This window comes from Paraburkholderia sp. GV068 (genome assembly GCF_003058125.1).
GTDB classification, from domain to species: Bacteria; Pseudomonadota; Gammaproteobacteria; order Burkholderiales; family Burkholderiaceae; genus Paraburkholderia; species Paraburkholderia graminis.
The window spans coordinates 329,636-354,955 of sequence record NZ_QBUB01000003.1; the positions used below are offsets into that span (position 1 = coordinate 329,636).

At 62.0% G+C, this 25,320-nt stretch carries 19 protein-coding genes; 5 read left to right on the forward strand and 14 right to left on the reverse strand.

Annotation, left to right across the window (positions count from 1 at the left end):
* The first annotated feature begins 21 nt into the window (after window positions 1-21).
* Complete coding sequence (locus C8K18_RS09065) at window positions 22-954, forward strand: hypothetical protein (protein WP_258196092.1); 933 nt, start codon at window positions 22-24, stop codon at window positions 952-954.
* Between the two features lie 18 nt (window positions 955-972).
* Here C8K18_RS09065 and C8K18_RS09070 read toward each other — a convergent pair whose 3' ends face one another.
* Window positions 973-2,046 carry a glycosyltransferase family 4 protein gene (locus C8K18_RS09070; protein ID WP_107707369.1) on the reverse strand — a complete coding sequence of 358 codons (1,074 nt, stop codon included), beginning with the start codon at window positions 2,044-2,046 and terminating at the stop codon, window positions 973-975.
* A complete protein-coding gene (locus C8K18_RS09075; protein WP_107707276.1) occupies window positions 2,046-3,299 on the reverse strand; it encodes an oligosaccharide flippase family protein in 1,254 nt (417 codons plus the stop codon). The genes C8K18_RS09070 and C8K18_RS09075 overlap by 1 nt, the downstream gene beginning before the upstream one ends.
* A gap of 369 nt (window positions 3,300-3,668) precedes the next feature.
* Between C8K18_RS09075 and C8K18_RS09080 the strand changes: the two genes are divergently transcribed.
* Window positions 3,669-4,871: a glycosyltransferase gene (locus C8K18_RS09080; protein WP_006047794.1), complete on the forward strand. Its 1,203-nt coding sequence runs from the start codon at window positions 3,669-3,671 to the stop codon at window positions 4,869-4,871.
* A gap of 81 nt (window positions 4,872-4,952) precedes the next feature.
* On the opposite strand, the gene C8K18_RS09085 is transcribed toward C8K18_RS09080, so the two are convergent.
* The gene (locus tag C8K18_RS09085; RefSeq protein ID WP_107707277.1) at window positions 4,953-6,101 is read right to left on the reverse strand and encodes an acyltransferase; all 1,149 of its coding nucleotides are present in this window, start codon (window positions 6,099-6,101) and stop codon (window positions 4,953-4,955) included.
* A 281-nt stretch (window positions 6,102-6,382) separates the two neighbouring features.
* On the opposite strand from C8K18_RS09085, the gene C8K18_RS09090 reads away from it, so the two are divergent.
* A complete protein-coding gene (locus tag C8K18_RS09090; protein WP_107707278.1) occupies window positions 6,383-7,825 on the forward strand; it encodes a hypothetical protein in 1,443 nt (480 codons plus the stop codon).
* Complete coding sequence (locus C8K18_RS09095; protein WP_107707279.1) at window positions 7,822-9,039, forward strand: glycosyltransferase; 1,218 nt, start codon at window positions 7,822-7,824, stop codon at window positions 9,037-9,039. The genes C8K18_RS09090 and C8K18_RS09095 overlap by 4 nt, the downstream gene beginning before the upstream one ends.
* 84 nt (window positions 9,040-9,123) lie before the next feature.
* Here C8K18_RS09095 and C8K18_RS09100 read toward each other — a convergent pair whose 3' ends face one another.
* Together C8K18_RS09100 and C8K18_RS09105 are read right to left on the reverse strand one after the other, a co-directional pair.
* A complete protein-coding gene (locus C8K18_RS09100) occupies window positions 9,124-10,857 on the reverse strand; it encodes an FAD-dependent oxidoreductase (RefSeq protein WP_107707280.1) in 1,734 nt (577 codons plus the stop codon).
* Window positions 10,858-11,028: 171 nt separating this feature from the next.
* The gene (locus C8K18_RS09105; RefSeq protein ID WP_107707281.1) at window positions 11,029-11,643 is read right to left on the reverse strand and encodes a DapH/DapD/GlmU-related protein; all 615 of its coding nucleotides are present in this window, start codon (window positions 11,641-11,643) and stop codon (window positions 11,029-11,031) included.
* 215 nt (window positions 11,644-11,858) lie between these two features.
* Here C8K18_RS09105 and C8K18_RS09110 point away from each other — a divergent pair, with 215 nt between their 5' ends.
* Window positions 11,859-12,308, forward strand: a complete 450-nt coding sequence (locus tag C8K18_RS09110) for a hypothetical protein (RefSeq protein ID WP_370882097.1) — start codon at window positions 11,859-11,861, stop codon at window positions 12,306-12,308.
* Between the two features lie 28 nt (window positions 12,309-12,336).
* Here the strand turns inward: C8K18_RS09110 and C8K18_RS09115 are convergent, their stop codons facing one another.
* The 9 genes from C8K18_RS09115 to C8K18_RS09155 form a co-directional block, all read right to left on the reverse strand.
* Entirely contained in the window at window positions 12,337-13,668 is a 1,332-nt protein-coding gene (locus tag C8K18_RS09115; RefSeq protein WP_029970366.1) for a glycosyltransferase WbuB, read from the reverse strand.
* A gap of 61 nt (window positions 13,669-13,729) precedes the next feature.
* Complete coding sequence (locus tag C8K18_RS09120; RefSeq protein ID WP_006047802.1) at window positions 13,730-14,872, reverse strand: glycosyltransferase family 4 protein; 1,143 nt, start codon at window positions 14,870-14,872, stop codon at window positions 13,730-13,732.
* Window positions 14,873-14,897: 25 nt separating this feature from the next.
* The gene (locus C8K18_RS09125; protein ID WP_006047803.1) at window positions 14,898-15,854 is read right to left on the reverse strand and encodes a GDP-L-fucose synthase; all 957 of its coding nucleotides are present in this window, start codon (window positions 15,852-15,854) and stop codon (window positions 14,898-14,900) included.
* Between the two features lie 4 nt (window positions 15,855-15,858).
* Window positions 15,859-16,977 (reverse strand): GDP-mannose 4,6-dehydratase, encoded by a 1,119-nt coding sequence (gmd, locus tag C8K18_RS09130; RefSeq protein WP_006047804.1) that lies wholly within the window; start codon window positions 16,975-16,977, stop codon window positions 15,859-15,861.
* A 56-nt stretch (window positions 16,978-17,033) separates the two neighbouring features.
* Window positions 17,034-19,268: a polysaccharide biosynthesis tyrosine autokinase gene (locus C8K18_RS09135; RefSeq protein WP_006047805.1), complete on the reverse strand. Its 2,235-nt coding sequence runs from the start codon at window positions 19,266-19,268 to the stop codon at window positions 17,034-17,036.
* Between the two features lie 78 nt (window positions 19,269-19,346).
* A complete protein-coding gene (locus C8K18_RS09140; protein ID WP_006047806.1) occupies window positions 19,347-20,486 on the reverse strand; it encodes a polysaccharide biosynthesis/export family protein in 1,140 nt (379 codons plus the stop codon).
* A gap of 70 nt (window positions 20,487-20,556) precedes the next feature.
* Window positions 20,557-21,942 carry an undecaprenyl-phosphate glucose phosphotransferase gene (locus C8K18_RS09145; RefSeq protein WP_006047807.1) on the reverse strand — a complete coding sequence of 462 codons (1,386 nt, stop codon included), beginning with the start codon at window positions 21,940-21,942 and terminating at the stop codon, window positions 20,557-20,559.
* A gap of 52 nt (window positions 21,943-21,994) precedes the next feature.
* Window positions 21,995-23,560 (reverse strand): sugar phosphate nucleotidyltransferase, encoded by a 1,566-nt coding sequence (locus C8K18_RS09150; protein ID WP_107707282.1) that lies wholly within the window; start codon window positions 23,558-23,560, stop codon window positions 21,995-21,997.
* Window positions 23,561-23,601: 41 nt separating this feature from the next.
* Window positions 23,602-24,588, reverse strand: a complete 987-nt coding sequence (locus tag C8K18_RS09155; RefSeq protein WP_029970371.1) for a helix-turn-helix domain-containing protein — start codon at window positions 24,586-24,588, stop codon at window positions 23,602-23,604.
* Window positions 24,589-25,320 lie beyond the last annotated feature (732 nt).

A 25,320-nucleotide genomic window follows, 5' to 3' on the forward strand; every position in this document is an offset into this window, starting at 1 on the left:
AGGCGGCTTCCGGCTCGCAGAGTGTGGAGTCCGTCGCGTGCGCTGGCGAATCCGTATGCGACGATCGAAGAAGCGGTCGTGGTCCAGAGCGCTTATCGGCGACTGCGCGAGCCGCTCGTGCTTGCCGCGTCCGCGCTGGTCGTCGCGTCGGCGGTGTATGCGGGCTTCATACACAGTAGCGATGAGGGTGTCGAAGGGGAACCTGTCGCTGTGTCGGGTGCTGTTAAGAGACCGAGTGTCGTGCCGGCTATCGCAGCCGTCGAGCGCCCTACTCCGGTATCTTCAGTGCGTTCGGCTGCCGAAGTCGCTGCGCCGCGTGGAGAGCCGGCGCCCACGCCGTCGGTGGCAGTGGCGGCTGCATCGCCAAGGTCGTTGCCCGTGTCGTCGTCCACGGCATCGCGAGCACCAGCGTCGCCGTCCGCGTCGCCCTCACTCGCCGCGCGTCGCGTCGCGCCCGCGGCTCCAGTCGTGTCAACTGCCGCAACGCCCGCAGCTACGACCATAGCAATCGCCTCCGCACAACCGAAACCCGTCCCCAGCGCCCCGCCTCCGCTCACCGCGGAAGAAAAAGCGCGCGCCGATCTGTCACGGCATCTGCGCGCCGCGCGCGCGAGCCTGCAGAACAACAATCTCTCGGCGACGAAGGTGCGCGTCGCCGCAGCCATGGTGGTGCAGCCTCAAAGCCGTGAAGCGCAGAACCTGCGCGCCGCCATCAACACGCGCGAACAGCAGCGCGACGCACTGCTGAGTCTCGCGCGAGGCTGCGGCTACATCGCGCGTTGGGACTGCGTGTCGCGCAATGCGGGCAGCGCGTTGGAGATCGATTCGAGCAGCAGGGAAGCGCGGCATCTCGTGACACTGGCGATGCAGGAGTCGGCGCTCGCAAGCGTGCAAGCGGTGGAATCCGAGCCGAGCCCTGCGCCCGATACACGCGACATCAACGCTCATCACTGAACGCGCGACGCACAGCGCCTAACGCGCCGATACCGCCGGGCACACCTGCCGTGCAATCGCGCGGTATCGCTCGGCCGTGTCTCGCAGCGTGAGTCCCACGAGCGATCTTTGCACGCGCTCCTGGCTTAACGCCATGACGATGGCGTCGGCGTAACAACGAATGTCATCAGTGTCGACGAGTTGCACGCCAGGAAAACTATTCGCGAATGCGAACGCCGGTATCCTGCTCGCGACGATCGGCACGCCTGAAGCCAGCGCCTCGAGAAACGCCACGCTATGTCCTTCCGAGCGCGACGGCATCACGAACACGCTCGATTCCGACAGCACCGTCGCGACGTCGCTGCGCGGACCGGCCACGACGACGCGCTCCCCGATGCCCAGCTCCGTTGCAAGCGCAACGACCGCGCGCTGATAGTCAGGGTCCTCGACCACGCCATAGAGCACGAGTCGTGCGTCCTCGATCCGCGTCAGTACTTCGCTAAAAGCCCGCACGGTAAGCAGTTGATTTTTCACCGACGCATATCGGCCGATCTGCACGATTTGCGGCACGCTGCTCACGCGCTCGCCACCGTCGGTGAATGCGAAGCGCGCAAGGTCGACGCCGTTCGGCACGACCGTCATCGACGGATGCACGCCGATCGCCTGGACATAGTCCATCACGCCTTGCTGTGAGACGCCGATCACGACGCGCGCGCGGCCGGACAGCACATGCTCGACGCGCCTGAAGAGCGGCCGCTCGAAGTCATTGGTCGCGGAATGCATCACGTAGACGACCGGCGCGCCGAGCGGCAACGCGCGCGCGTAAAACGAAGGAATTGTTGCGTGCGCGAAGATGACGTCGGGCCGAAACCGCCGCACCGCGACGAACAGATTCCACAGCTTGCCGAGGGCGTGGTGCCGCTTCGGCGGAAACCAGCACTCCACGCCGTGCGCATGCAATTCATCGGCGAGCGACGCGAAATCGGCATGCGCGGGCAACAACGACGCCATGCACACCGCCATTCCTTCGGAGCACTGATCGAGCGCGAGATCTTTCGCGAGCACTTCGGCGCCCGACAAACGCGGCGCCAGTACGAGGTGGAAGACACGCATCATGCCGTCCTTGCCTTTAAGGTTCTGTAGAGCATCCACGCCGCGGCGCAGCCGAGGCCCAGCGTCATCGACCATGCAATGCCCGTCACGCCCCACCAGCGCACCGCGAGCGGCGCGCTGACGAGCAGCACCACCACCTGAATCGCGGACGCATGCACAGTGGCCTTGGCATCGCCGATTGCGCGCAGATACGACACGAGTACCGCGATCAACGCACCGATTGCCATATTGATGACCAGTATCCTGAAGAGCGGCACTGCCGGCAGCCAGGCTGCGCCGAGAATCAATGAGAACATCGGCTCGGCAATGAGCCGCAGCAGTTCGACAAAAGCAGCAAGCCCAACCGCGGCCACGAGCAGATAAATCCTGATGAGCCTGGAAGCCGCCTGCGCATTGCGCCGATGATGCGCGGCAAAAGTCGGAAACAGATACTGCGACATCGCGATCGCCGCATCGGCGAGCAGCATCTGCGCGAGGCGCGACGACATCTGATAGCCGCCTAGTTGCGTCGGCCCGAGCAGCTTGCCGACCACCACCTTGTCGAACTGATTCAGCAGCAGGTTAATGACGCTGCTTGCCCAGATCCATCGGCTGAAACCGACATACTGGCCGATGCCCGACCACACCGCGCGCACCGGCGGCCGCGGCGTCATGGTGACCCACGTCAGCACGCTCTTCAACGTTTCTCCGGCAACGAGGCCGATCAGCACCGACGCCGCGCCCGCGCCGAGATAAGCGAGCGTGAGCCCGACGGAACAATCGACAAACGCGGCCGCCACCTCGACTCCCGCTATATGCTGAAAGCGCCGCTCGCGCTGCACCACGTAATAAGCCGGCGATGCAAGCCCGCGCAACAGCGGCAGCAACGCAGCGAGTTGAATCAGCACGAGCGATCCGTCGAGATGAAACTGACTCGATAACAACGGCGCCGACGCAACCAGCAGCAACGAAATCAACACGCCGCGCGCCGTCAGCGTCGTCCATACGGCGCTGAGCTGCGGGCGCGTCGGCGCATGCTCGCCCTGAATCACCGCTTGCGCGAGTCCCGTGTCGGACAACGCCTCGGCAATCGCAACCGCAAGCAAGGCCACGCTGACGCTGCCGATTGCCGCCGGTCCGAGCATGCGGCCAATCGCCAGAAACTTGATCGCCACCAGTCCCCGCACCGCGAACTGTTGTAACAACACCCATGTCGCCGCGCTCGCGCCGAAGCTGCTCGCTATCGAGAGCGCGGGAAGCCTGATCGCCCGCAAGCTGGTTCTCCGTCGAATTCCAGCGCTGTAGAGCGGTTAGCAGCGCGTCATGACTCGCTGTGAACACCGCCGCGCCGGATTGGATTGAATTGGTCGCGCCAGCAAGCTGGCAATGGTTCATCTGGAACCGTAAGCATGACCTTACCGCGAGAGATTCGCCGTCAACCGCCATCAACCAGGCCGCTTCAGCCGCGGCCCTTGCGTGGTAGTACGTTTACCCACACAACGCGCGAATCAGGCAGTTTTGCGGTTGCTGGCAGTGCTAACGTTATTCATCTGATTGCATCGCAGAGCCCGCGGCGCGCGTCGTTTCGTCCATGCCGCTTGCACTGATGCAATTCCCCAACCCATGCATGTTGACTCCCGCCTATGCCTACCGACGTGATCGAACCTGACTTTGTCCTGATCGTTGAGCCGAATCTCACCGGTCATCGCTGGCGCTACGCGGAGTGGATCATGCAGGCGTGCGCGGAGGCCGGCTATCCATGCATTCTCGTCACGGAATGCGCGAATGAAGATCATCGGCTCGCGCGGCAGATTACCGCTGCAAATCGCGCCGATCAGCAGATTGCATTCGTCGATCCGGAAGAAAGCCGCACGCACCGTTTGCGGGAACGCAATCAGTACTGGCGCTTTCATCACTACTTCGAACGCGCGTATCGCATTCTCAGCCGCGCGCAATCGATCCGGCTTGTCGTCGTGCCGTATGCCGATTACTTCTTCAATGGCCTGCCCTTTCTCGGCTCGCCATTCGGCAAGACACCGTGGATCGGCATCACGATGCGCTCGACGTTTCATCATCACAAGGTCGGCATCAAGGCGCCCGATCGTCCGCTCGTCAATGCGATCAAGGCGCAACTGTTCAGGCGTGCGGTTCGCACGCCGGGTCTGCGCACGTTGTTGAGCATCGATCCGACCTTGCCCGAATGGGCGGCGCACCACGTATCGAAAGGCAGTGCGAAGGTCGCTTATGTGGCCGACCCGTTCCCCGACGAGCGCGCGGAAGATCCCGCGCTTGCGCGCGAGCGACTCGGCCTCGACCCCGGGCAGCGCTATCTGCTCGTCTATGGCGCGATTACCGAACGCAAGGGCATTTACGAACTCGTCCACGCAATGACGCGCCTCGAACACGCGCCGACGTTGATTGTCGCGGGCGAGCAGGATGCAGGCACACGCCACTTCATGCGCAACCATGTGCGCAGTCTCACGCCCGCGCCGGTCGTGCTCGACTCGTTTATTTCCAACGACATGGAGCGCGATCTGTTTTCCGCATGCGATGCGGTATGGCTCGGCTACAAAGGTCACTACGGCATGAGCGGCGTGCTCGTGCAGGCATACCGCTTTGGCAAGCCGGTGATCGCAACGGAAGACGGTTTGATCGGCTGGTTCAGCAGACGCTGCGAATTGGGACCGATTCTGAGCGACCTGAGTTCGGCGTCGATCGGGAAAGCCATTACCGAAACGTTGACCTCGTGGCCGCACGAACATTCGGCTGCGGCCCCGCGCGACAATCTTCTGTCGCAAAACACGCTCGGCGAATTCAAACACACTTTGCTGCAGCAGATGGCGTGATTCAAAAGCTCTCAGCGTGACCTGACGTGACGTGATGCGCCGGCTTAAAAGCCGGCGCACGTCATGAATAAGCCCGCGCTTTCAGGACAACTGCCCGCCTGCCACCGGCACTTCCTCGCGCACCGAGCTGCTGCGCTTTTCCGGGAACAGCGCATTGCGCATCAGCATGAACGGATACTCGATTGCGCGCGTGGTCACATAGCCGATCCCGATCGCAATGACGAACTGCGCGGAAAGCGCCACGATCCAGATGATGCTCGGCGCGAAGCCAAGCGCAGTCGCCTTGCGAATCAGCATCTCGCCCGGCGCAAGCGCGAGCGAGTGCCACAAGTAAATACCATACGAATAAAGACCGACCCACGCGACGCCGCGATAAATCCACGTCGTCCGCAGCGACCCGGAGTACTCCAGAACGAAAACGATGAGCGCGGCAAAGCCGAGTGCCTGAATCGTGTAGCCGATGCTTTCGTCGAGCGCGATATGTTTCGTGGCCAACGCGAGCCATGCGCACAGCAGCCCGACGCAGCCGACCAACAGCCATTTGCGCATCGCGATCTGGTGATAGATGCCGGGCTTCATCCAGTAGATCGCCGAGAGAATCACGCCGATCAGTAAACTGTCGATACGGTACTGCGTGTATGCGAATGCGCCTTGCAAATCCCCATCCGCAACGGCAAAACAACGCGCTATGAGCGTTACCGCACAGATGCCCGACAGTACGCCGATAATCGTCCACGCGCCGAGCCGCAAGCGTGAGAAAAGCAATAAAAGCGCCGGCAGCACGAGATAGAAATGTTCTTCCACCGCGAGACTCCAGGTCTGCGTGATCGAGGTGCCGAAGTAGTTCTGAAGATGCGTGAGGTTCTGGAAAAGAAATGTATTCCACGGATGCCGCCCGGCGAGCATGTGAAATATGATCAGCACGTAATACGCGGGCCAGATGCGGAACATGCGTCGCACAATGAAGCGCCGTGCGTCGACGTGGCCTGTTTCGGCGTATTGCCGCAGCAGCAGTCCGCCCACCAGAAAGCCGCTCAAGGTAAAGAAGAGATTGACGCCCTCTCGCCCGAAGCTCTTTAGCGGGTACTCGATAATCTGGAGTAGAACATTACTGGTGTGAACAGTACGAAAGTGAAAGCCCATTACCGCAATAATGGCGATGCCGCGAACGAAGTCGAGTTCGATCGCCCGTCTGGCTTTCGCGGGTCCCGTCCCGCCAAATAGCTTCATGCTGTTTTCCCCTTTTTCCGTTTTATCGGCCGCATTGTCCTGTTTGCATCATGGGTGGCGGGAAGCAGGTATGAGCGCCAAGATCAAGGCATTCAGCGACAACATCGGCCAGCTTGCGTGCGTCTTGCAGGCATAGCCCTTTCCACTGTCGCCAGAATCCAGGCAGCCGGAGACGAACCGCATTGGCGACGCGCACAAGCATAAGGTTGCGCGCACAATGACCCGACGCGAGACCGTCCGCTTAGACGACGGCAAATGACGGCGACGGGGAGGAAACAAGAATGCGCCATCAGTATGCAACGCCATGGATATGGATCTTTCTTTTACCGCTTGCACTGGACTATAAGGCCACCAACGCAAGCACCGGGCACTTCGCCCAGTTCATCTTTGTCATTCCAGCAATGGCGGCAGGGCTCGCCCTTCTGCTGATCGCACCGCGCTTTCACGAGCGCTCTCCGTTACGCTCGGTCGTCACCGCAAGCATGCTGTTGTGCGTGTTCGGCAGCGTCGTCGCGCAACTGATTCAGGACAACGACAGCGGCAATTATTTGCGCGTGCTATTGCCGTTCATCCTGTTTCTGCTCGGCTACCTGGTCGCGTGCCGGCCGTGGAGCGAGCATCGAATCGCTCAATTCGAAAAAGCACTGTTCCTCGGCAATGTGATTAGCCTTGTGTTCACGTTTGTCTACGGCATTGCAACGGGCGGCGGTCTCGAGGAGGTGCGCTTTCGCATCATCTCCGTGACGCTGCTCGGACTGCAAGGCGTGCTGCTGCATGAGTTCGTCGTCGCCAAACGCTATTCGCTATACACGGTGGCCGTATTCGCGGGCACGGTGATCGTCGAATTGCTGAGCGTCACGCGCAGCCTGCTGGTCGGCACCGTGCTGTTGTTCCTGATCGCGATGGCGCTCAGCGCACCGTCGGTGCGGCAAATCTGGCGCGCCGTCGGTCGCGGTGTCGTGGTCGCCTCGGTGCTGGCGGGCGTGGCGGGCATTGCGGCACTGGCCGTTCCGAATGTCGCGGAACACTGGACGCAGCGCATATTCTTCTCGGAAGCAACTGTCTCCGGCAAGGACCCGACCACCATCACGCGTCTCGCCGAAATGCGCGATCAGTACGACCAGGTGAGTGCGTCGCCGGAAACGCTTCTATTCGGCGCGGGCTACGGGCACTACTACCGCTATTCGCCGGTCTATTTGCCGGACCTTGCGGGCCAGTTCAGCAAGCAGGACTTTTACGCGATCAACGAATGGGCCGCGGGTCACAACTTCTGGGTCTATCAGTTGTTTGCGGGCGGACTCGTATTCGGCATCGCGATGCCGCTTGCCACGCTCGGCGCGCTCGCGATGTGTTTCTTCGCCTATCGCTACTGGCGCAAGGTCGTACCTGATGCACCGATGCTGCCGGTATTCGGACGCGCCATCATGCTGTTTGCCGCATTGCCGGCGACGTCGATTGGCGGCAATCCTCTCGGCCCGCGCTTTTCGGGTCTGGTATTCGGCATTGGACTCGGTCTGATGATCGCCACTTATACGCGTTTGCAGCTCGCGCTGCCCGCACGCGCGAATCGCGTGCGTAGCGCCCGGCGTATGCGGCCCGGCGCGATGCCGGACTTGCCGGGACGCATTCAACCTGGCATGGGCCGCCCGGATCTCGCCGGCACCCTCGGCATGTCGCACACGGCACAACTGCCGGGTTCCAACCGACCGGACATTGCGCGATGAAAATCCTCCACGTGCTTGCAAGCGTCGATCCGCGCGCGGGCGGTCCCGTTGAAGGCGTTCGCCGCAGCGGCATCGCGATGCAGGAAGCCGGCCATGAAATAGAAGTGGCCACTTGCGATGCGCCGGACGACCCGTACCTCGCGGCTTTCCCATTTCCCGTTCATGCGTTCGGCCCGACTTCGAATCGCTATAGCTATAGCGCGTATCTCGCGCCGTGGCTCGCGAATCACGCGAAGCGCTTTGACGCCGTGATCGTTCACGGCTTGTGGCAATACCACGGTTTCGCGACATGGAAGGCGCTGCACGACAGCGACGTGCCGTATTACGTGTACGCGCACGGGATGCTCGATCCGTGGTTCAAGGAAGCGTATCCGCTCAAGCATCTAAAGAAATGGCTTTACTGGCCGTGGGCGGAGTACCGCGTGCTGCGCGACGCGCGCGCGGTGATCTTCACGACCGAAGAAGAGCGCACGCGCGCACGGCAATCCTTCTGGCTCTATCGTGCGCGCGAGCGCATCGTGCCGTTCGGCACCACGGTGCCCGAGGTGGACGTAGCGTCGGCGCGCGAAGCGTTTTTACAGGCCGTGCCGGGCGCACGCGGCAAACGCATCGTGCTCTTTCTCGGCAGAGTACACGCGAAGAAAGGCTGTGATCTTCTGATCGATGCATTCGCGCGCGTGGCGCAACGCGACGACGCGCTGCATCTCGTGGTTGCCGGGCCCGACGAAACCGGCTGGGCCGTGAGCCTGCGGGCTCAGGCGCAAGCCGCCGGAATCGCGCATCGCCTGAGTCTGCCCGGCATGCTGCAAGGCGATCTCAAGTGGGGCGCTTTTTACGCGAGCGACGTGTTCGCCTTGCCGTCGCATCAGGAGAACTTCGGTGTTGCAGTGGCCGAGGCACTCGGTTGCGGACTGCCCGCGCTGATCTCCGACAAGGTCAACGTGTGGCGCGAAATCGAAGAAGACGGCGCGGGACTGATAGCAACCGACACAGTCGACGGAACCGAGAAGAGCCTGATTCGCTGGCTCGAGCTAGACGACGCCGCACGCGCAGCGATGCGTGTGCAAGCCGCGCGCACTTTCCATGCGCGTTTCCGCATCGACACCATGGTGAGTGCGTTGACGAGTTTGCTGGAAACGAGAGGCGGCCGCGACAGCGAAGCGAACCGCAACAAGCTCGCCGGGTTGCGCGAGGCGAGCCAGCCAAGCCGCTGAATCGCACGAAAAAAACGGCGCTCATTCGAGCGCCGTTCACGTTTGCGGCGGCAGCGCGTTGGCCGCGCCGCCTTCTCTTCTACTTCATTGTTCCTTCATCAACGACGTCAATGTAGATGCTGCGATGGGCAACGTCTCGACCGGAGACTGCGCCGGTGCGCTCACGTTATTCGCCGCTTCCGCATGCGTTGCGCCGACGACGTGCGGCACATCGAGCTGACGCGCCAGATGTCCGGCGAGCCTGAGCGACAACGCGGCAATCGTAATGGTCGGGAAGTTTGCGCCGACAGTCGGAAACACCGAACTGCCGCCCACATACAGATTGCTGATGCCATGCACCTTGCAATCGCGATCGACTACGCCTTCGCGCGGCGAATCGTGCATGCGTGTCGTGCCCATGTGATGCCACGTGCCTTCCAGCTTCTCCGGCCACGCCCTGCCTTCGAGCGGCGCGTCGAGCTCGACATCGGCGACTCGGGCCAACTGCAACTCTCTTGCGAATCCGGCGAATGTTTTATCGAACGTGCGCTTCACCTGGTCGCCGAGACGCCACTCCACTTTCACGCGCGGCATGCCGAAACGATCGCGCTTATCCGCGCACAACGTTACACGGCTGTCCGGATTCGGCACTGCCTCGACGATGGCCTGCAGCGTGACGTCGGTGATGAGTGCGGGCCATTGCAGCAAGCGCGCGAGGCCGTACCCGACCGTGTGCAGCGGATGCGCGACCATCGTCGCGATGTCGGCTGTGAGCCTGCGTCCGGGCTGGTCCTTGAGCATCAGCGCTTCCTTGCAGCGAATCAACGCCTCTGAGCCCGCACTCGCCTCGCCGTACCAGCGCGAATAGAGCCACACGCGGGAATTGAGCAGTTGTTCGCGCTCCATCATTTCGCGCTTCGGTGCGAACTGCGACGAGATCTTCGTGCCATGCGCCGAGACCGCGGCATTCTGGTAGTGATACTTGATGTCGTAGAGCTTGTTACGCGGGACGCCCTGGCGGAAGCGAACCTTTCCGCACATCATTCGCGGATGGTCCATGAAATAGCGTCCGACGAGATCGTTAGTGTTCCCAAGTCCTGCTGCATGCACATTGTTCGAAGCGAGCAACAGTCGCGCGTTCTCGATCCCGCCCGCAGCCAGTACGAAGATGCGCGCCTTCACGGTCATCCGGCGGCCGCTGAGCGTGCCCACCTGCACGCGGGTAATCGTGGTGCCTTGCGCATCGGCGTCGATATTGAGGACGTTCGCGTGCAGAAAGACGCGCACCCGCGTGGAGCGCCCCAATTCCTCGCGATACACCTTGCCGAAGCGCACCGGCGGGCTGAACTGCGCAACGGTGTCGCGCATGTCGCCGGTGCCAAGCGGTAGACGGCGCACGTCGGAGCGGCCAATCTCGCGCTCCCAGTATGCGGGGTCGAAGTTCTGCGGACCGAGCTTCAGCAATTCATGCGTGCGCGCGTAGTACGGCGCGAGTTCTTCGAGTCCGAATGGCCAGCCGCTATGCGGAATCCAGTCGCGCTTCTCGAAGTCCCACGGATCGAGCGGACGGCACCAGCCGCCCCAGCAGTTGCTGCTGCCGCCGAAATAGCGGCTGCGCGAGCCGTCCGCGAATCGATACGGCAGTCCGGCATTTTCGCCGCGATATAGGTCGCGCGTTTCTTCGTCAGGCGCAAACCCGCCGCTTTCCAGCAGGCAGGTATCCACCCCGGCGGCCGACATTTCGCGTGCGAGCGTGATGCCCGCGACGCCTCCCCCGATAATGCAGACCGTCGTTTCGATGACCGTATTTTGTTCGACATTGCGAGTATCGATGAACATCCGCAGCTCCCGTGTTCTTCATCATGATTTTTTAAGGCGTCGTCGGCTTGCGGGCCTATGGCCGGCAAGCAACGCGCCCCTATGCCGTGACCGGATGCATCAATTGTCCGGTTGCCACGACATCGGTCTCCTCAGCGTATAAAAGCTGCGGATCTATTTCTGTGCTTCAGGTCACGGAAGAAAACGCTTCCGCAAAAAACGACACGGGTTTCCGCCGTACACGCCGCCGGCTTCGAGCGAGCGATGCACGACGGAGAGCGGTGTGACGACCGCCGAGCGGCCTATCGTCACGCCCATTTGCACGACGCATTTCGACGTGATCCACACGCCGTCCTCGATCACGATCGGCGCGACGCGCAAGTCCATCGTGGTGCTCATATCGTGCGAGCCGGCTGTCAGGAACGTTCCCTGAGAAATGCAAACATTGGAGCCGATGCGAATCGGCGCCTGGTTATAAATCCATACGTCGACGCCGAACCAGCACTTGTCGCCCACTTCGAGATTCCACGGCGCCTTCACCCGCAATGGATGCACGAAGCGGCAGCCAGTACCGATCCGCGCGCCGAACAGACGCAGCAACGCGACGCGCACGGATGAGAGCGGCAGCAGCTTGTTATTGATGACGCACGCCTCGACCACAAACCATATGAGCTCGACGAGCGCGCTGCGCCCCGCACGATAATTGCCCTTTCCGGCGAGGCTCAGGTCGATCACGCGATGCTCGGTGTCGGCACTTTCGGTTGGCGGCGCACAAGCGAGCCGCGGATCGTCTGCAATATTGCCCATGATTCTTCTCCATACCGTGCGCCGTACGCGTATGCGCAGGGATACTAATCAATCTCGATGCCTGTCTTTGGCAGACTCGCTCTTCTTCACTACGTGGCCGCGCAGGCAAGCGTTTTGGCGGCTGCGTGCATGGATTTTGGCGCACGATGTTTTCATTGGACTGCATCAACCCGGGGACCACAATGACAACACTGATTCGACACACCGCCCACTGCATGCTTCTTCTCACCGCCGTTTGCGCAGCACCCGCATTCGCGCAGAAGGCCGCGCCGGCCATGACCGCCACGGCGCCGACCGGCTATGGCGCGCCGGCGCCCGCTCCAGTCGATCGCCGCGCCGTTCAGCGCAAGCGCGAACAGAAGCTGCTGGGCGCGCCTGACGGCTACGTCGCTGGCAATCCGCGGGACGCCAATATCGACAACGGGCGCCGTGCAGCCCTGCTCGACGAACAACGCATGACTGTCACCGATGGCGAGCAAGCCGGCAAGCCGGGTGCAGCGGGCAAGCGCAAGGCGCCGCCCGTCGCGAACGGGCAGTTGCGTGTCGCCGATGCGGCAGCGCGTCCGCGCGCCGACGACAAGCTCGTGCCGCAAGGCGCCGCCAAGGCCACCTACGCCGATCCGTACACGATGGGTAAGCGTTCCGTCTACCGTTCGCCGTGGTGATCGCGCACTCATGATGGCCGCGGCCGGATCATTCCGGCGCGGCGTCCTCCGTGGTCGCCGGCTTCGCATGCGTCACGACCACCGCTGAAGGCCTGGCGTCGAAGTAGGTAGCGCTCGCCTTCAAGCGCCTTCTTCCTGCCGCGCGGCACAGCATGCCGATGCGCTCTTCGAAAGTACTAATTGTCGAGTCCGGCGAAAGCGCGCTCTCCGCGTAATCGCGCGCGGCTCGTCCGAGCGCCGCGCGCCGCTCGGGATCGTTGGCGAGAGCGGTGATCGCGCCGACCAGCGCCTTCACGTTATCGGGCGGCACGACGACGCCGCGCGCATGCACCGCTTCGTGCAGCGCGGTGCCGCGCCGAGCCATCGCGATCGTCGCGCGGCCGCTCGCGAACATGCCGGTCAGCTTCGACGGCATGACGAGATCCGCTGCATCGGCGCGTTGCGGCAGCACGTGAATGTCCGCGAGATTGAGCAGTTCGTTCAGGCGCTCCGCCGGTTGAAGCGGCAAGAAGACGCAGTTCGGCAACGTTGCGCAGCGCTTCTCGAGGTTCTCTCTCGCCGCGCCGCCGCCACAAAATACGAACGTGACGTCAGGACGGGACGCGAGCGAAGCAGCGGCTTCCGCAAGCGTTTCAATGCCCTGCTTCGCGCCCATGTTGCCGGAGTACAGCACGACTTTCTGCGCGTCGGACAGGTTCAACTCGCTACGGTATTCGCTCGCTCGCGACAGCGGATAAATGGCCGACACGTCGACCCAATTGGGCAGACACACCACTTTCGAAGGCGCTACGCCTTTCGCCGACGCGCGCGCGCTCATCTGCCGCGTGATCGACGAGACCGCGTCGAAGCGCCGCAACAACTGGCTTTCGACCCAGCGCGCGATTCGCGCCGCGCGCGAGCCTTTCAGAAGGCCGAGTTCGAACGCCGCATCGACTTCGTAATCCTGAATGTGCAGCCACGCACTGGCGCGCGCCACGCGAGCCAGCGCAAGGCATGCCGGCGCGCATATCAAGGTCGGCGCGATCAACACGACTGCGTCGGGGCGCCATAACGCCTGCAAGGCGAGCACAGGCAGCGAGGTCGCCGCAAAGCTTGCCAGATGAATCATCCGCTTCAGGCCGCTCGGTCGCGACGGCACCCATAGCGGCGCGCGCCAGATCGCGACGCCGTCGCGCTCTTCCCGCCGATAACGCCACGACGCATAGCCCGGCGAAACCTGCCATTCAGGGTAGTAAGGCGGAGCGCATACCACCCGCACCTCGTGCCCTCGACTTGCGAGCAGCGCGGCCATTTCAGCCGTGTACTTGCCGGTCCCCGTGAGCTCGGGCGCGTAATTGAGGCCGTAGATCAGGATCTTCATTGTGCGTATCTAACGTGTTAAAGCTTCCATGCCCGACCTCGCGGCGGCGCCGCGACACCCGTCAATCGCTCAGCATCAGCGCACAGCCCCGGGCAATATTGGCGGCTGCGGAAGGCGGATCAAACCGGCGAATCACTTCCATGCAACGGTGAGCGGTGCCGCTCGCATCGGCGAAGGCTTCCATTGCTTTTAGCAGCGTGCGCTGCAATCCGGCGACGTCGCCGGCGGTAAACGAATAGCCGCTCACGCCGTCGATCACGAGTTCCGGCACGCAGCCGCAACTCTCGCTGACGACAGCCGGACAGCCGTGCGCGAGCGCTTCGTTGACGACGAGACCCCACGGCTCGCTGAAGCTCGGCAGCACCATGCAGGTCGCGCCGTAGTACTCGCGCGTGAGCGGCTCATCCTGCAAGCTGCCCGCGAAGGTCACGGCGTTCTCAAGGTGCAATTCGACGGCCTTCGCACGCAATGCGTCGGCCATCGGCCCAGTGCCGACAATGCGCAATTGCGCAGCGGGTACGCGTTTTTGCAAACCGGCAAACGCTTCGATCAACGTGCCGACGCCCTTCTCTTCCGACAGACGCCCGACGTATAGAAACACCGGCGGATTGCCGGCGCGCGCGGCGACGCGTTCGACCAATGCCCGCTCCGGCGAAAAAGAACCGGGCAGTGCGGCGGCCTGACAGGGTATAAAAATCTTCTCGCGCTTCGCGCCGAGCGACAGCAGATACTCGCGGCTGCGCTCGCCGAAACCGAAATAGCCGTCGCACAGCGAGAAAAACACGCGCTTCGGAATAGACGTGAGAAGCTTCTTCGGACGATCGCGTCCGGTCGAATCGCAGAACACCGCGCGCCGCTTGCCGGTCACAATGCAAGCCGCAAGCATCGCCCAGTATTCCGGACGGTGATAACCCGGCAGCACGATCAGATCGGACTTCGCCTTCAGCACTTCCCACGTCAGCCGCGCGATCATCTTGATCGTCGGCACGTCTTCGTAACAGCCGTCGAAGAGCTTCTGCATCGGATACCGATGGTACGAATAGTCGACCTCGGAAAAGCCGATGCGGTCGTGCTCGGTATCGGCGATCTGCACCATCCGGTAGCGAATTGCTCCGGATGCCGAAATATTATGCAGCGCAGAAAAGACGACACCTTTGTGACGCGACCATACGACGTTATGGAAGATGGTGACGGATGCACTCATTTTTATGCAGCTCCTCGAAAAGACGTCATTGCACGGCGGCCGCGGTCGGCGACCCGGCATAGGATTCGACGAATTCCCGATACGTCGACGCGATTCCCTGCTCCAGTCCGATCGTTGCCCGCCAGCCCATCTGCGCGAGGCGCGAGACGTCGAGCAGCTTGCGCGGCGTGCCATCGGGTTTCGACGCGTCGAACACGAGCTCGCCGTCGAAGCCGACCACCTTGCAAATGCACTCCGCCAGTTCGCGTATCGACAGATCTTCGCCGACGCCCACGTTGAAAAGCCCTTCCATCACGTTGTTTTCGAGCACGAACAGCGTGGCCGCGGCGAGATCGTCGACATGCAGGAACTCGCGGCGCGGTGTGCCCGAGCCCCATACCGTCAGCGTATCGGCGCCGTTCAGCTTGGCTTCGTGCGCCTTGCGCAGGAGCGCCGGCAACACATGACTGCTCTTGAGATCGTAGTTGTCGTTCGGGCCGTACAGGTTGGTCGGCATCAGCGATACGTACTGCGTGTTGTATTCGCAGTTGTACGCCTCGCAGAGTTTCAAACCGGCGATCTTCGCGATGGCGTATGCGTCGTTCGTCGGCTCGAGCGACGAAGTCAGCAGATACTCCTCGCGAATCGGCTGCGGGCATTGCTTCGGATAAATGCACGACGAACCGAAGAACACCAGCCGCTCGACCTGCGCCCGATACGCGGCGTGAATCACGTTCGTTTCGATCACCAGGTTTTCATAGATGAACTCGCCCGGCCGCGACGCGTTAGCGAAAATGCCGCCCACGCGCGCCGCCGCCAGCAGCACGACGTCGATCTTCTCGGCCTCGAAAAAGCGGTTTACAGCGGCCTGATCCATGAGATCGAGCTCGAGCCGCGTGCGCGTGACGACGTTCGTGTAGCCCGCTGCGACGAGCCGCCTGACGAGAGCCGAGCCGACCATGCCGCGGTGCCCCGCGACGAAAATGCGTGACTGTTTGTTCATCGCATCACTCGTGATGTTCGAGCGCCGTGAAGCCGGCGAGCGTGACGAGCGCGTCACGACGTGCAATCTGGAAGTCGGAGCGCACCATCTCCTTGACGAGCGCGGCAAACGGCGTGGTGGGTTGCCAGCCCAGCTTCGCATGCGCCTTCGACGGATCGCCGAGCAGCGTCTCGACTTCGGCCGGCCGGAAGTAGCGCGGATCGACACGCACGATCACGTCGCCCGGCGACATTCTGGTCTCGCGCCCTTCCACTTTGTCGACAATGCCGATTTCGTCGACACCGCTGCCTTCAAAGCGCACCGTGACGCCCAGTTCACCCGCGGCATGCTGGACGAACTGACGCACGCTGTACTGCACGCCGGTCGCAATCACGAAGTCCTCCGGCTGCTCCTGTTGGAGCATGCGCCACTGCATCTCGACGTAATCGCGCGCATGGCCCCAGTCGCGCAACGCCGACAGATTGCCGAGATAAAGCGTCTTCTGCATGCCGACCGCAATACGCGCAATCGCACGCGTGATCTTGCGCGTCACGAAAGTCTCGCCACGCACCGGCGATTCGTGATTGAACAGAATCCCGTTGCAGGCATAAAGACCGTACGCTTCGCGATAATTGACCGTTGTCCAGTACGCGAACATCTTCGCCACCGCATACGGACTGCGCGGATAGAACGGCGTCGTCTCCGATTGCGGCACTTGTTGCACGAGGCCGTAAAGTTCGGACGTCGACGCCTGGTAAAATCGCGTCTTATTCTGCATACCTAAGATACGCACCGCCTCCAAAATCCGCAGTGCGCCAAGACCATCGGCGTTGGCCGTGTACTCCGGTTCCTCGAACGACACCGCAACGTGGCTTTGTGCCGCGAGGTTATAAATCTCGTCCGGCTCCACGCGCTGAATCACGCGCAGAATGCTGGTGGAGTCCGTGAGATCGGCGTGATGCAGAAAGAGGTGCTGTTCCGGATCGTGTGGGTCTCGATAGAGGTGATCGATCCGGTCTGTGTTAAACAGCGACGACCTGCGTTTGATGCCGTGCACGTCGTAGTTTTTGGCGAGCAGCAGCTCGGCGAGGTACGACCCGTCCTGCCCCGTGATCCCCGTGATCAGCGCGACCTTGCGTTTCATGAAGGCTTCTCCTTGTTAACTTTTCAACACTTGTAGCGAGAAACTCGGCCGCGATTTCAGCCCGCTATGCTGTCATATCCGTAATATCCGCCTTGATAACCCGAGCCGAGGAAAGCCCCTTCCTGCGGCACGTCGGTGAGCAATACGCCTCTGAGTCCAACCCCGCCATTACGAAGACGCTTGGCGGTCTCGGCAATTTCATTCAACGGATGACGGCCGTGGCGAACCACCAGCAGCGTCGTGCCCGCGTGCTTGCCGATCAGCGTCGAATCGGTGACGGCGAGTACCGGCGGCGTATCGATGATCACGAGGTCGTAGCGTGATTTGAGTTCGTCGAGCATCGTCTGGAAGCGCGAACTCATCAGCAGTTCCGAAGGATGCGAGGGCAGCGTGCCCTTGGCCAGCACATCGAGTCCGGGCAGCACGTCGCGCTGGATCATCGAAGTCAGGTCGCCGCCGCTCAGCACGTCGGACAAGCCCGGTTGATGTCCGATGCCGAAGTGCGAGTGCACGTCGCCGCGCCGCATGTCGCCGTCGATAATCAGCACGCGCTTATTCGCCGATGCGACGAGCGCCGCGAGATTCACCGACAGAAACGACTTGCCTGCGTCGGGCCGCGAGCCCGTAATCATCACGACGTTATTTGCGGCATGGTCGAGCGAAAGTTGCAGTGAAGTACGGAGATTGCGCACGCCTTCGACCGCAATGTCTTCCGGCGCCTGCTGCGCGAGAACATGCAGACCACGCCGGCGCAGCATGACGTCCTCTTGCAACCGCAACTGCGTCTGGCTGCGCGGCACCACCGCGAACACCGGCACGCCGAGCACGGCTTCCAGTTCGTCGGGACGCTCCACGCCGCCATACATCGCGCGCTTGAAGAAGGTCAGCATGATGCCGAGCACCAGACCGCCGCCCAGCGCAATGAGAATCGCGATCACGCGCTTCGGACGCACCGGCTCATCGGGTGCTTCGGCGAAATCGACCACGCGCACGTTGCCGACCTGGCCCGCCTTCGCGACGCGCAACTGCTGCGCGCTATTGAGCAGATTCGTGTACAACTCCGTGTCGACATGCACGTCGCGCAACAGACGCAACGCGGTTTGCTCCGTATCCGGCATCACCGACACGCTGCGGTTCATGTTGACCTGCGCGCCTTGCAGCGCTGCGATCTGCGCATCGAGCGAAGCGACTGCCGGGTGATTCGCCGTGAAGCGTTGCGACATCTCGGCGCGCTGCGTTTGCAGATCGAGCAGCTTCGTCTTGTTGTCGACGATCTGCTGAAGCAGCAGGCGGCTCTCTTCGCCGAGATCGACCGTGCCGTGCGTATTGCGGAACTTGTTGTAGCGCTGCTCCGCTTCGTCCAGTTCCTTGCGCAAGCCCGGCAATTGCTGGTCGAGGAATGCGAGCATGTGCTCGGCTTCCGTCGAACGGCTTGCAACGTCCTGGCGCACGAACTCACGCGCCATGCTGTTGACGATCGCCGCGGTCAGCGCGCTGTCGCCGCCTTCGAGGCTCGCGCGGATCACGCCGGATTGCAGCGTGGTTTCCTGCACGACGAGCGCCTTTTGCAAGCGGTCGACGGTGCTAAGCGTCGACGCACGCGACAGCTCGAATTGCGAGCCGGCCGCGCCGGTCAGCGCATCGACACGCAACGCGATAGGACCGTCCGCCGTATCCGTCTGGACCGTTTCGCCGACGTGGCCCGACAGGATCGCAATGCCGTTCCTGTCGCGCAGCACGTACGAGCGGTCGTTGCCCGCGACCAGCGTGAAGGTGGTGTCGTACATCTCCTTCGACGTGTCGAAGCGCGACACCGAAATGCTCTCGTTGCCCCACGCATAGCCGGACAGGTTGATGAACTGGGGCAGTTTGAAGCCCCATTGCCCGTTCACCAGCCCGGCAATCAGCCCTCCGATCACCGGCATGTAGCGCGGCGTCGCCGTGATGTCGAGATGCAGCTTCTTGACGGTCTCCTCCGTCACGAGACGCGACTTCAGCAGCTCGATTTCCGCTGCCGTCGACGGTTTCGTGTCGAACATGCCGGTGAGCGGCGGCAAGGAATCCTTGCCGTTCGCGTTGGCATTCGCCGTCTTGTCCTCGACGTGAAACAGCACGTCCGCCCGGTACGTCGGTGGCGCAAGGAAAGCGTACGCGCACCCCAGCGCGAGCGCGATCAGCGTCACGGTTGCAATAGTGCGCCAGCCCCGCACGATAGTGCGGAGATAGTCCGAAAGATGCAACTCATCCGCTGCGGACACGTCCGTATAGCGGTTCTCGAAGTTGATTGCCATGTTTGGTCTCACCCAGCATAACCCGCGGTTTTTCTGAACTGCTTTATACGTTTTTTACTTTGCTGCTTGTTTTGCTGCTTACTTCGCTACTACCACGCCGGTCACAGCCGCATTGATCGCCGGCAACAACAGGTTCAGGATACGGTTGAAACGAACCAGCCCGCCCTGGCCCACATACACGACGTCCTTCGGCTGCAACTCGAACTGGTTCGCAAGGATCATCGATACCGGCGAGCTCGCGTCGAGGTGATAGATCTGCGGCGATTCGCTCGCGGAATTTCGGATCACGAACAATTGCCGCGTGGAAGCCGTAGCCTGGTCGAAGCTGCCGCTGTCCGAAATGGCCTGCGAGAGCGTCAGCGAACCGTTGCGCATCGGCGTGACCGTCGCCGGCTTGTTCACTTCACCCATCACGTAGACACCGCTATCTTCACGCGAGGCCACACGCACTGCGTCGCCCGCCTGCAGATAGATGTTCGACGGGTTCTGTCCGCGCTTGAGCAGGTCGTCCATGTTCAACTGATACGTGACGCCATTGCGGATCAACTCGACACGGCTGCGGTCCGCGTTCGGGCTGAAGCCGCCGCTCTGGCTGATCGCACTCGTCAGCGACATCGTGATGTCGTTCAGCGACTGCGCGCCCGGCGTGCGCACTTCACCGTCGATGAAAATCTGCGCGTTACGGAAAGAGGCCACGCGCACCGTCACTTCCGGCTTCTGGTACACCTTGCTCAGGCGGTTATACAGTTCCTTCTGGATCGCGCTGACGTCTCTGCCCGCCACGTGAACCGTGCCCGCATACGGAAACTGGATATCGCCTTTCTCGTCGATGAGAAAGCCCGAGGCCGCATCCGAAGACTTGGCGTTCTGCGCCGGTTGGCCGAGCGCCGCTGCGAGTTCGGGGTGATCCCACACGACGATCTGCAGCACGTCGCCAGGGCCGACACGGTATGGGCCCGGCTTGCCGAAGAGCGCGAGCGTTGCCGGCGGCAACGGGGCACTGGTCTGGTCCGCGTGCATCTTGCGCACGAGCGACAGATTGATGTCCGTGATGGGTATCGTCTGCTGCTGCGACGGTTCGGTGCTGAAATCGCCGCCCGTCTCCTGAAGAGTGGCCGGCGTGTCCATCCGCTGACCAGGCGCGGCGGCGCAGCCCGCGAGCAGTGCGGCGATTGCGAAAACCGAGAGACTTCCCGTGCGTGTACCAAGCGAGCTCATAACTTTTTCCTCCTTGCGCAAGAGCGAATGTCTCAGGAAAGAGGCACCGCCTTGCGTGCTTTGTTAACAACTAGTAAGCGTTTCGATGCACCAGTCCGGCGACAATCGTCGCGCCGATGATCCGCATGTCGAGTGCAAACGACCAATGCCCCAGGTAGTACAGGTCATGTTCGACGCGACGTTCCATCTTTTCGATGCGGTCGGTCTCGCCACGAAAGCCGTTGATTTGCGCCCAACCTGTAATACCCGGCTTGATCCGATAGCGATTGATGTAGCCCGCGACCACTTTCTGATAGAGGTCGTCGTGCTCGAGCGCATGAGGACGCGGTCCCACGACCGACATGTCGCCACGCAATACGTTAAAAAACTGCGGTAATTCGTCGAGGCTCGTACGGCGCAGGAACGCGCCGACTTTCGTCACGCGCGGATCATTGCGCGTCGCCTGGCTGACGGTGCCCTTCTCTTCCGTATGCATGCGCATCGAACGGAATTTGTAGATCGTGAATACGCGTCCATCAGCGCCCTTGCGCTTCTGCCTGAAAAACACGGGCCCACGCGACGAGAGCTTTACCGCGAGCGCAATAGCAACCAGCAGCGGCGCAAGACAGAAGAGCGCGGTAGCTGCGAACAGGCGATCGAAGATCTCTTTCTTCAGCATCGAGCTCGCCGAAAGAGGCGACGCCACGAGGTTGATTGCAGGCACACCGAGCAACTCGATCACACCGCTGCCCTCGAAAAGCGCGAGACTGCGCACGTCGGGCATGAAGCGGATGTTCACCAGATCGTCGCGAAACTCGCTGACGAGCGAACAGATCAGCGGCTCCTCCGCGAGCGACAGCATCAGCCACAATTCATGAACGTCATTCGTGCGGATGTATTCGGCGAGCGCATCCACGCTATCGAAAACCGGCACACCTTTACTATTCACCGGCGATTGATCCGGCTTCGTGTTGTAGACCGCCGTCGCGCGAAAACCCGTGGTCGGCGCGGAATCGATGCGGCGAATCAGCGCGTCGCATTGCGAGCCGCTTCCCACTATCGCGACCCGATGCAGATTCATCCCCGCGCCGCGTGCACGCGCAAGCACCGCATGCGTGATGAGGCGATACGAGATCAGCAGGCCGCCCGTCACGGCAGTCCAATACGAGAACCACAAACGCGAAACGAAGTCGCTGCGATGCAACGAGTACATCAATACGAGCGCGCTGCCCTGCACGATCAGCCACGCGAGCGACACCTGTCCCGCGAGCGCGAGCTTCGAGCGGCCGCGCCATGATTCATAGACGCCGAACGCCGGAAAGATCGCGAGCGCGAAGGCAGCGGCGAACATCACCAGCGCCCAATAGAAACCCGATTGAGCGAGGTAGTCGAAGCGGATCTGCGACGCCACCGCCGCTCCTACGAGCACCAGCGCGACATCGAACATTCGCGCGAGCAAATCCTGAAACCTGCGCATTTTGCTTACCTCGTACTGACCGTTCCTGTCCGCAACCCGCCGCGACCGCTGCTTATGAGCAGCGGCCGTAGTTGTCGTTGAATCTCACGATGTCGTCTTCGCCCAGATACGTGCCCGACTGGATCTCAATGATCTCGAGCGGCACTTTCCCCGGGTTTTCCAGCCGATGCCGGATGCCAAGCGGAATGTAAGTCGATTCGTTTTCGCTCAGCAGGAATTGCTCTTCGCCGCGCGTGACGAGCGCGGTGCCGCGCACCACGACCCAATGCTCGGCGCGGTGGTGATGCAGTTGCAGCGAAAGCTGCGCGCCCGGCGTAACGACGATGCGCTTCACCTGAAAACGCTCGCCGTGGTCGATCGAATCGTAAAAGCCCCACGGACGATGCACCTTGCGATGCGCGTCGGCCTCCGGTGCGTTCTGCGCCTTGATGCGCGACACGAGGCCCTTGACGTCCTGCACATGCGAGCGGTCCACCACGAGCACTGCGTCGGCGGTTTCTACCACCACCACATTCGTCGTGCCGACGCAGGCGACGAGGCGTCCTTCCGAATGCGCATAGCTCGACACCGCGCCCTCGAACGCCACGCGGCCACGGCCCGCATTGCCGTTGGCGTCTTTTTCCATCGCCGCCCACACGGCGTCCCATGAACCGAGATCGGACCAGCCGGCTTCGAGTCGGACCACCACGCCTGCGGGCGACGCATCTTTTGCGTTGGCGTTGGCGTTGGCGTTTGCCGTGTCGGCGGCAGCCGCGTCCGCTGCTTCACTCAAACGCTCCATCACCGCGTAATCAATCGAATCGGCAGGCGAACTCAAAAACGCATCGACGAGCGGGCGGAAATACCCGCCTTCGCTACGACCGCCGCTGAACGCGCGCTCGCAAGCCGAGTGCATGTCCGGCTGCAAACGCGCGAGCGTGTCCAGCCAGACGCTTGCGCGTACAACGAAGATGCCGCTATTCCACCAATACGTTCCCGCTGCGACGTACTGCGCCGCGATCTCTTCCGCTGGCTTTTCCACGAAGCCGTCGATGGCATGCGCGCCGTCGCCGACCGTGGCGCCGATGCGGATATAACCGAAGCCCGTATCCGGACGCGTCGGCGGCACGCCAAGCGTCGCGATCGCGCCGCGTTCGGCGTAACGTGCCGCGTTTTCGAGCGCGGCCTGCAACGCGTTGACATCCGCGATCGAATGATCCGCCGGCATCACGACGAGAATTCCGTCCTGGCCTTCGGCGCAAGCGAGCGAGGCCGCGAGCGTCAGCGCGGGTGCCGTATCGCGGCGCGCAGGCTCGACAATCAGACGCGCTTCCACACCGTTCTCATGAAGCTGCTCGGCGATCACGAAGCGGTGTTCTTCACCGCATACGATGATCGGCGAAGCATCGACCTGCCAGCCCGCGGGAAAATCGTTCATGCGTCGTGCGGTGGCTTGCAGCAGCGAATCGGAGCCCACCACGTCGATGAGCTGCTTCGGAAAGTTTTCGCGCGACACGGGCCAAAGACGCGTGCCGGAACCACCCGCGAGAATGACCGGGACGATGCGCGTGCAACGCGCGCCGCGTGCGTCCTCACCAGCATGGGACGACGTATTATTTCCAGCTCCCTGATTCAACATATCTGCAATCCTTATGACTCTTGCAAAACAACCCGCCGATGCTACTGGCCGACCATGCGGCGGCTCTGTATCCGGAACTCGGTCGGCGAAATTCTCATTCGCTTGCGAAACACCTTGGCGAGACGGTCGCCGTTGCCCATGCCCGTGCGGCGCGCGATTTTGTCGACCGGCAATTCGGATTCGGTCAAGAGGCTGCACGTCACGGCAAGGCGTTCGTGCAACAGAAAACTCGATGGCGTGATGCCCATTTCCATCTTGAAGCGGCGCAGGAAGTTGCGTTCGCTCATCGCCGCGAACTGCGCGGCGTCCGCAATCGAAATCGATTGCTGGCAGTTTTCCTGCAGCCAGCGAGCCGCCGCGCGTACCTTGTCGCCTGGCGTCAGCGCGCCGTCTTCGCTAAGAAGCGGCGCGAGGTTCGAGCACGAATCGGCAAGCAGGCGCTCAGCAACGGTGCGCGCAGCCGCCGCGCCCAGGTCGCGCTTGATCATGCCGAGCGCGCTGCGCATCGACTCGAGACGATCGCCGGCGTCGGCGCCCTGCTCGCTCTGACGCGGTGTTTTCGCCGACTCGTCGCGCAATGCATAGGTGCCGCTTGCGTCGGGCAAGTAGGCCGCGTCGAGCAGCGCGCGTCCTTCCGCGATCGGCCGGATCATGCCGGTGTTGTGCCGCACGCGGCGCAGCCACGCGATCAGGCGCTCGTCCCGCGCCGCCGCGATGGCGCCCTTGCCGCCTGCTACGTACAGCGCGTCGAAGCCGCTGTAATGTCGCGCGTCGAGTCCATCGGTCCACACGCGCAGAGCCGACGACGACGTCACCATGCCGCCATCGGCGGAGAGGAAGCACACGTCGTATGAACAGCCGCTCGGGCCCGAGGAAGCCAGTTCATTCGCTGCCTGGAACACTTCGGCTACAACGCCGGCGCCTTGCAGCGAGCAGTCGTTGAACATCAGTATCGCGATGCGGCGCATGCCTTTGTTCGGTGCGTGCACCCAACGCAGCATGGCAGACTCGAGACTCGCGCAGGTCATAGCTATCCTCACCAGAAAACGGATTTACTTTCACCATCAACGGCCACGCCGGGGCCGACTCTGAGCAGTGCATCATAGCCACCACTAGTCAAGTATTTAGCCGCCATGACCGATAGTGCTGACATGTTGGCGCATTGACAGGAGTAGCTCGCGGTGATTTTCGGCAATATTCCGCCAACACCGAATTGCACCGAATTAATTGCCGATTCGACATATCATTGAATTGGCGTTGTGCGAATCTTAGTTCAAAGCAGAAGTCGATTTCGTTCGCCACCGCACACTGGTTCGCTACTCAAAAAAGGGCGGTTACAATTCGATCCGCACGGAACCAGGGCCAAAATAAAGGCGTTTTCGCCAATGAATGGAGCGGTTGCGCACAAACTCTCCCGCTTGTGGAGATTTCCCCGCGCAACCGCCGCGCAGGTTTCGGCTGACGATAGGAACCGCGCACTTCAATAACGCGAAGCAGTGTCTAATATAGGCACCTTGCACGGCCTTTCGGTTATTTAATTTGTTCTTATTGGGTGCATTCAATATAAATACGGCGATTAATGTTTCAGACCTGAAACATGGGGAATAACGGCCGTTAAGATGACAGCGCAATTGACGGACCCGCGGCGGATCGCGCGAGACGCGCGCCAGTCGGAAACGGCCAGAAGCTTGCGGAAATGCACTATGCGGTTTCCGCAACATGCAGCAACGGACACTACGTCGCGGCGGCTCTGGCCTGGT

Bases quoted from the DNA above. Each gene is read 5' to 3' on its own strand.
- C8K18_RS09125 (WP_006047803.1), bottom strand. From the start codon at position 15,854: ATGAACAAACAGTCACGCATTTTCGTCGCGGGGCACCGCGGCATGGTC.
- C8K18_RS09090 (WP_107707278.1), top strand. From the start codon at position 6,383: ATGCGCCATCAGTATGCAACGCCATGGATATGGATCTTTCTTTTACCG.
- C8K18_RS09070 (WP_107707369.1), bottom strand. From the start codon at position 2,046: ATGCGTGTCTTCCACCTCGTACTGGCGCCGCGTTTGTCGGGCGCCGAA.
- C8K18_RS09120 (WP_006047802.1), bottom strand. From the start codon at position 14,872: ATGAGTGCATCCGTCACCATCTTCCATAACGTCGTATGGTCGCGTCAC.
- C8K18_RS09155 (WP_029970371.1), bottom strand. From the start codon at position 24,588: ATGACCTGCGCGAGTCTCGAGTCTGCCATGCTGCGTTGGGTGCACGCA.
- gmd (WP_006047804.1), bottom strand. From the start codon at position 16,977: ATGAAACGCAAGGTCGCGCTGATCACGGGGATCACGGGGCAGGACGGG.
- C8K18_RS09135 (WP_006047805.1), bottom strand. From the start codon at position 19,268: ATGGCAATCAACTTCGAGAACCGCTATACGGACGTGTCCGCAGCGGAT.
- C8K18_RS09085 (WP_107707277.1), bottom strand. From the start codon at position 6,101: ATGAAGCTATTTGGCGGGACGGGACCCGCGAAAGCCAGACGGGCGATC.
- C8K18_RS09095 (WP_107707279.1), top strand. From the start codon at position 7,822: ATGAAAATCCTCCACGTGCTTGCAAGCGTCGATCCGCGCGCGGGCGGT.
- C8K18_RS09100 (WP_107707280.1), bottom strand. From the start codon at position 10,857: ATGTTCATCGATACTCGCAATGTCGAACAAAATACGGTCATCGAAACG.
- C8K18_RS09150 (WP_107707282.1), bottom strand. From the start codon at position 23,560: ATGTTGAATCAGGGAGCTGGAAATAATACGTCGTCCCATGCTGGTGAG.
- C8K18_RS09140 (WP_006047806.1), bottom strand. From the start codon at position 20,486: ATGAGCTCGCTTGGTACACGCACGGGAAGTCTCTCGGTTTTCGCAATC.
- C8K18_RS09110 (WP_370882097.1), top strand. From the start codon at position 11,859: ATGCTTCTTCTCACCGCCGTTTGCGCAGCACCCGCATTCGCGCAGAAG.
- C8K18_RS09145 (WP_006047807.1), bottom strand. From the start codon at position 21,942: ATGCGCAGGTTTCAGGATTTGCTCGCGCGAATGTTCGATGTCGCGCTG.
- C8K18_RS09115 (WP_029970366.1), bottom strand. From the start codon at position 13,668: ATGAAGATCCTGATCTACGGCCTCAATTACGCGCCCGAGCTCACGGGG.
- C8K18_RS09080 (WP_006047794.1), top strand. From the start codon at position 3,669: ATGCCTACCGACGTGATCGAACCTGACTTTGTCCTGATCGTTGAGCCG.
- C8K18_RS09105 (WP_107707281.1), bottom strand. From the start codon at position 11,643: ATGGGCAATATTGCAGACGATCCGCGGCTCGCTTGTGCGCCGCCAACC.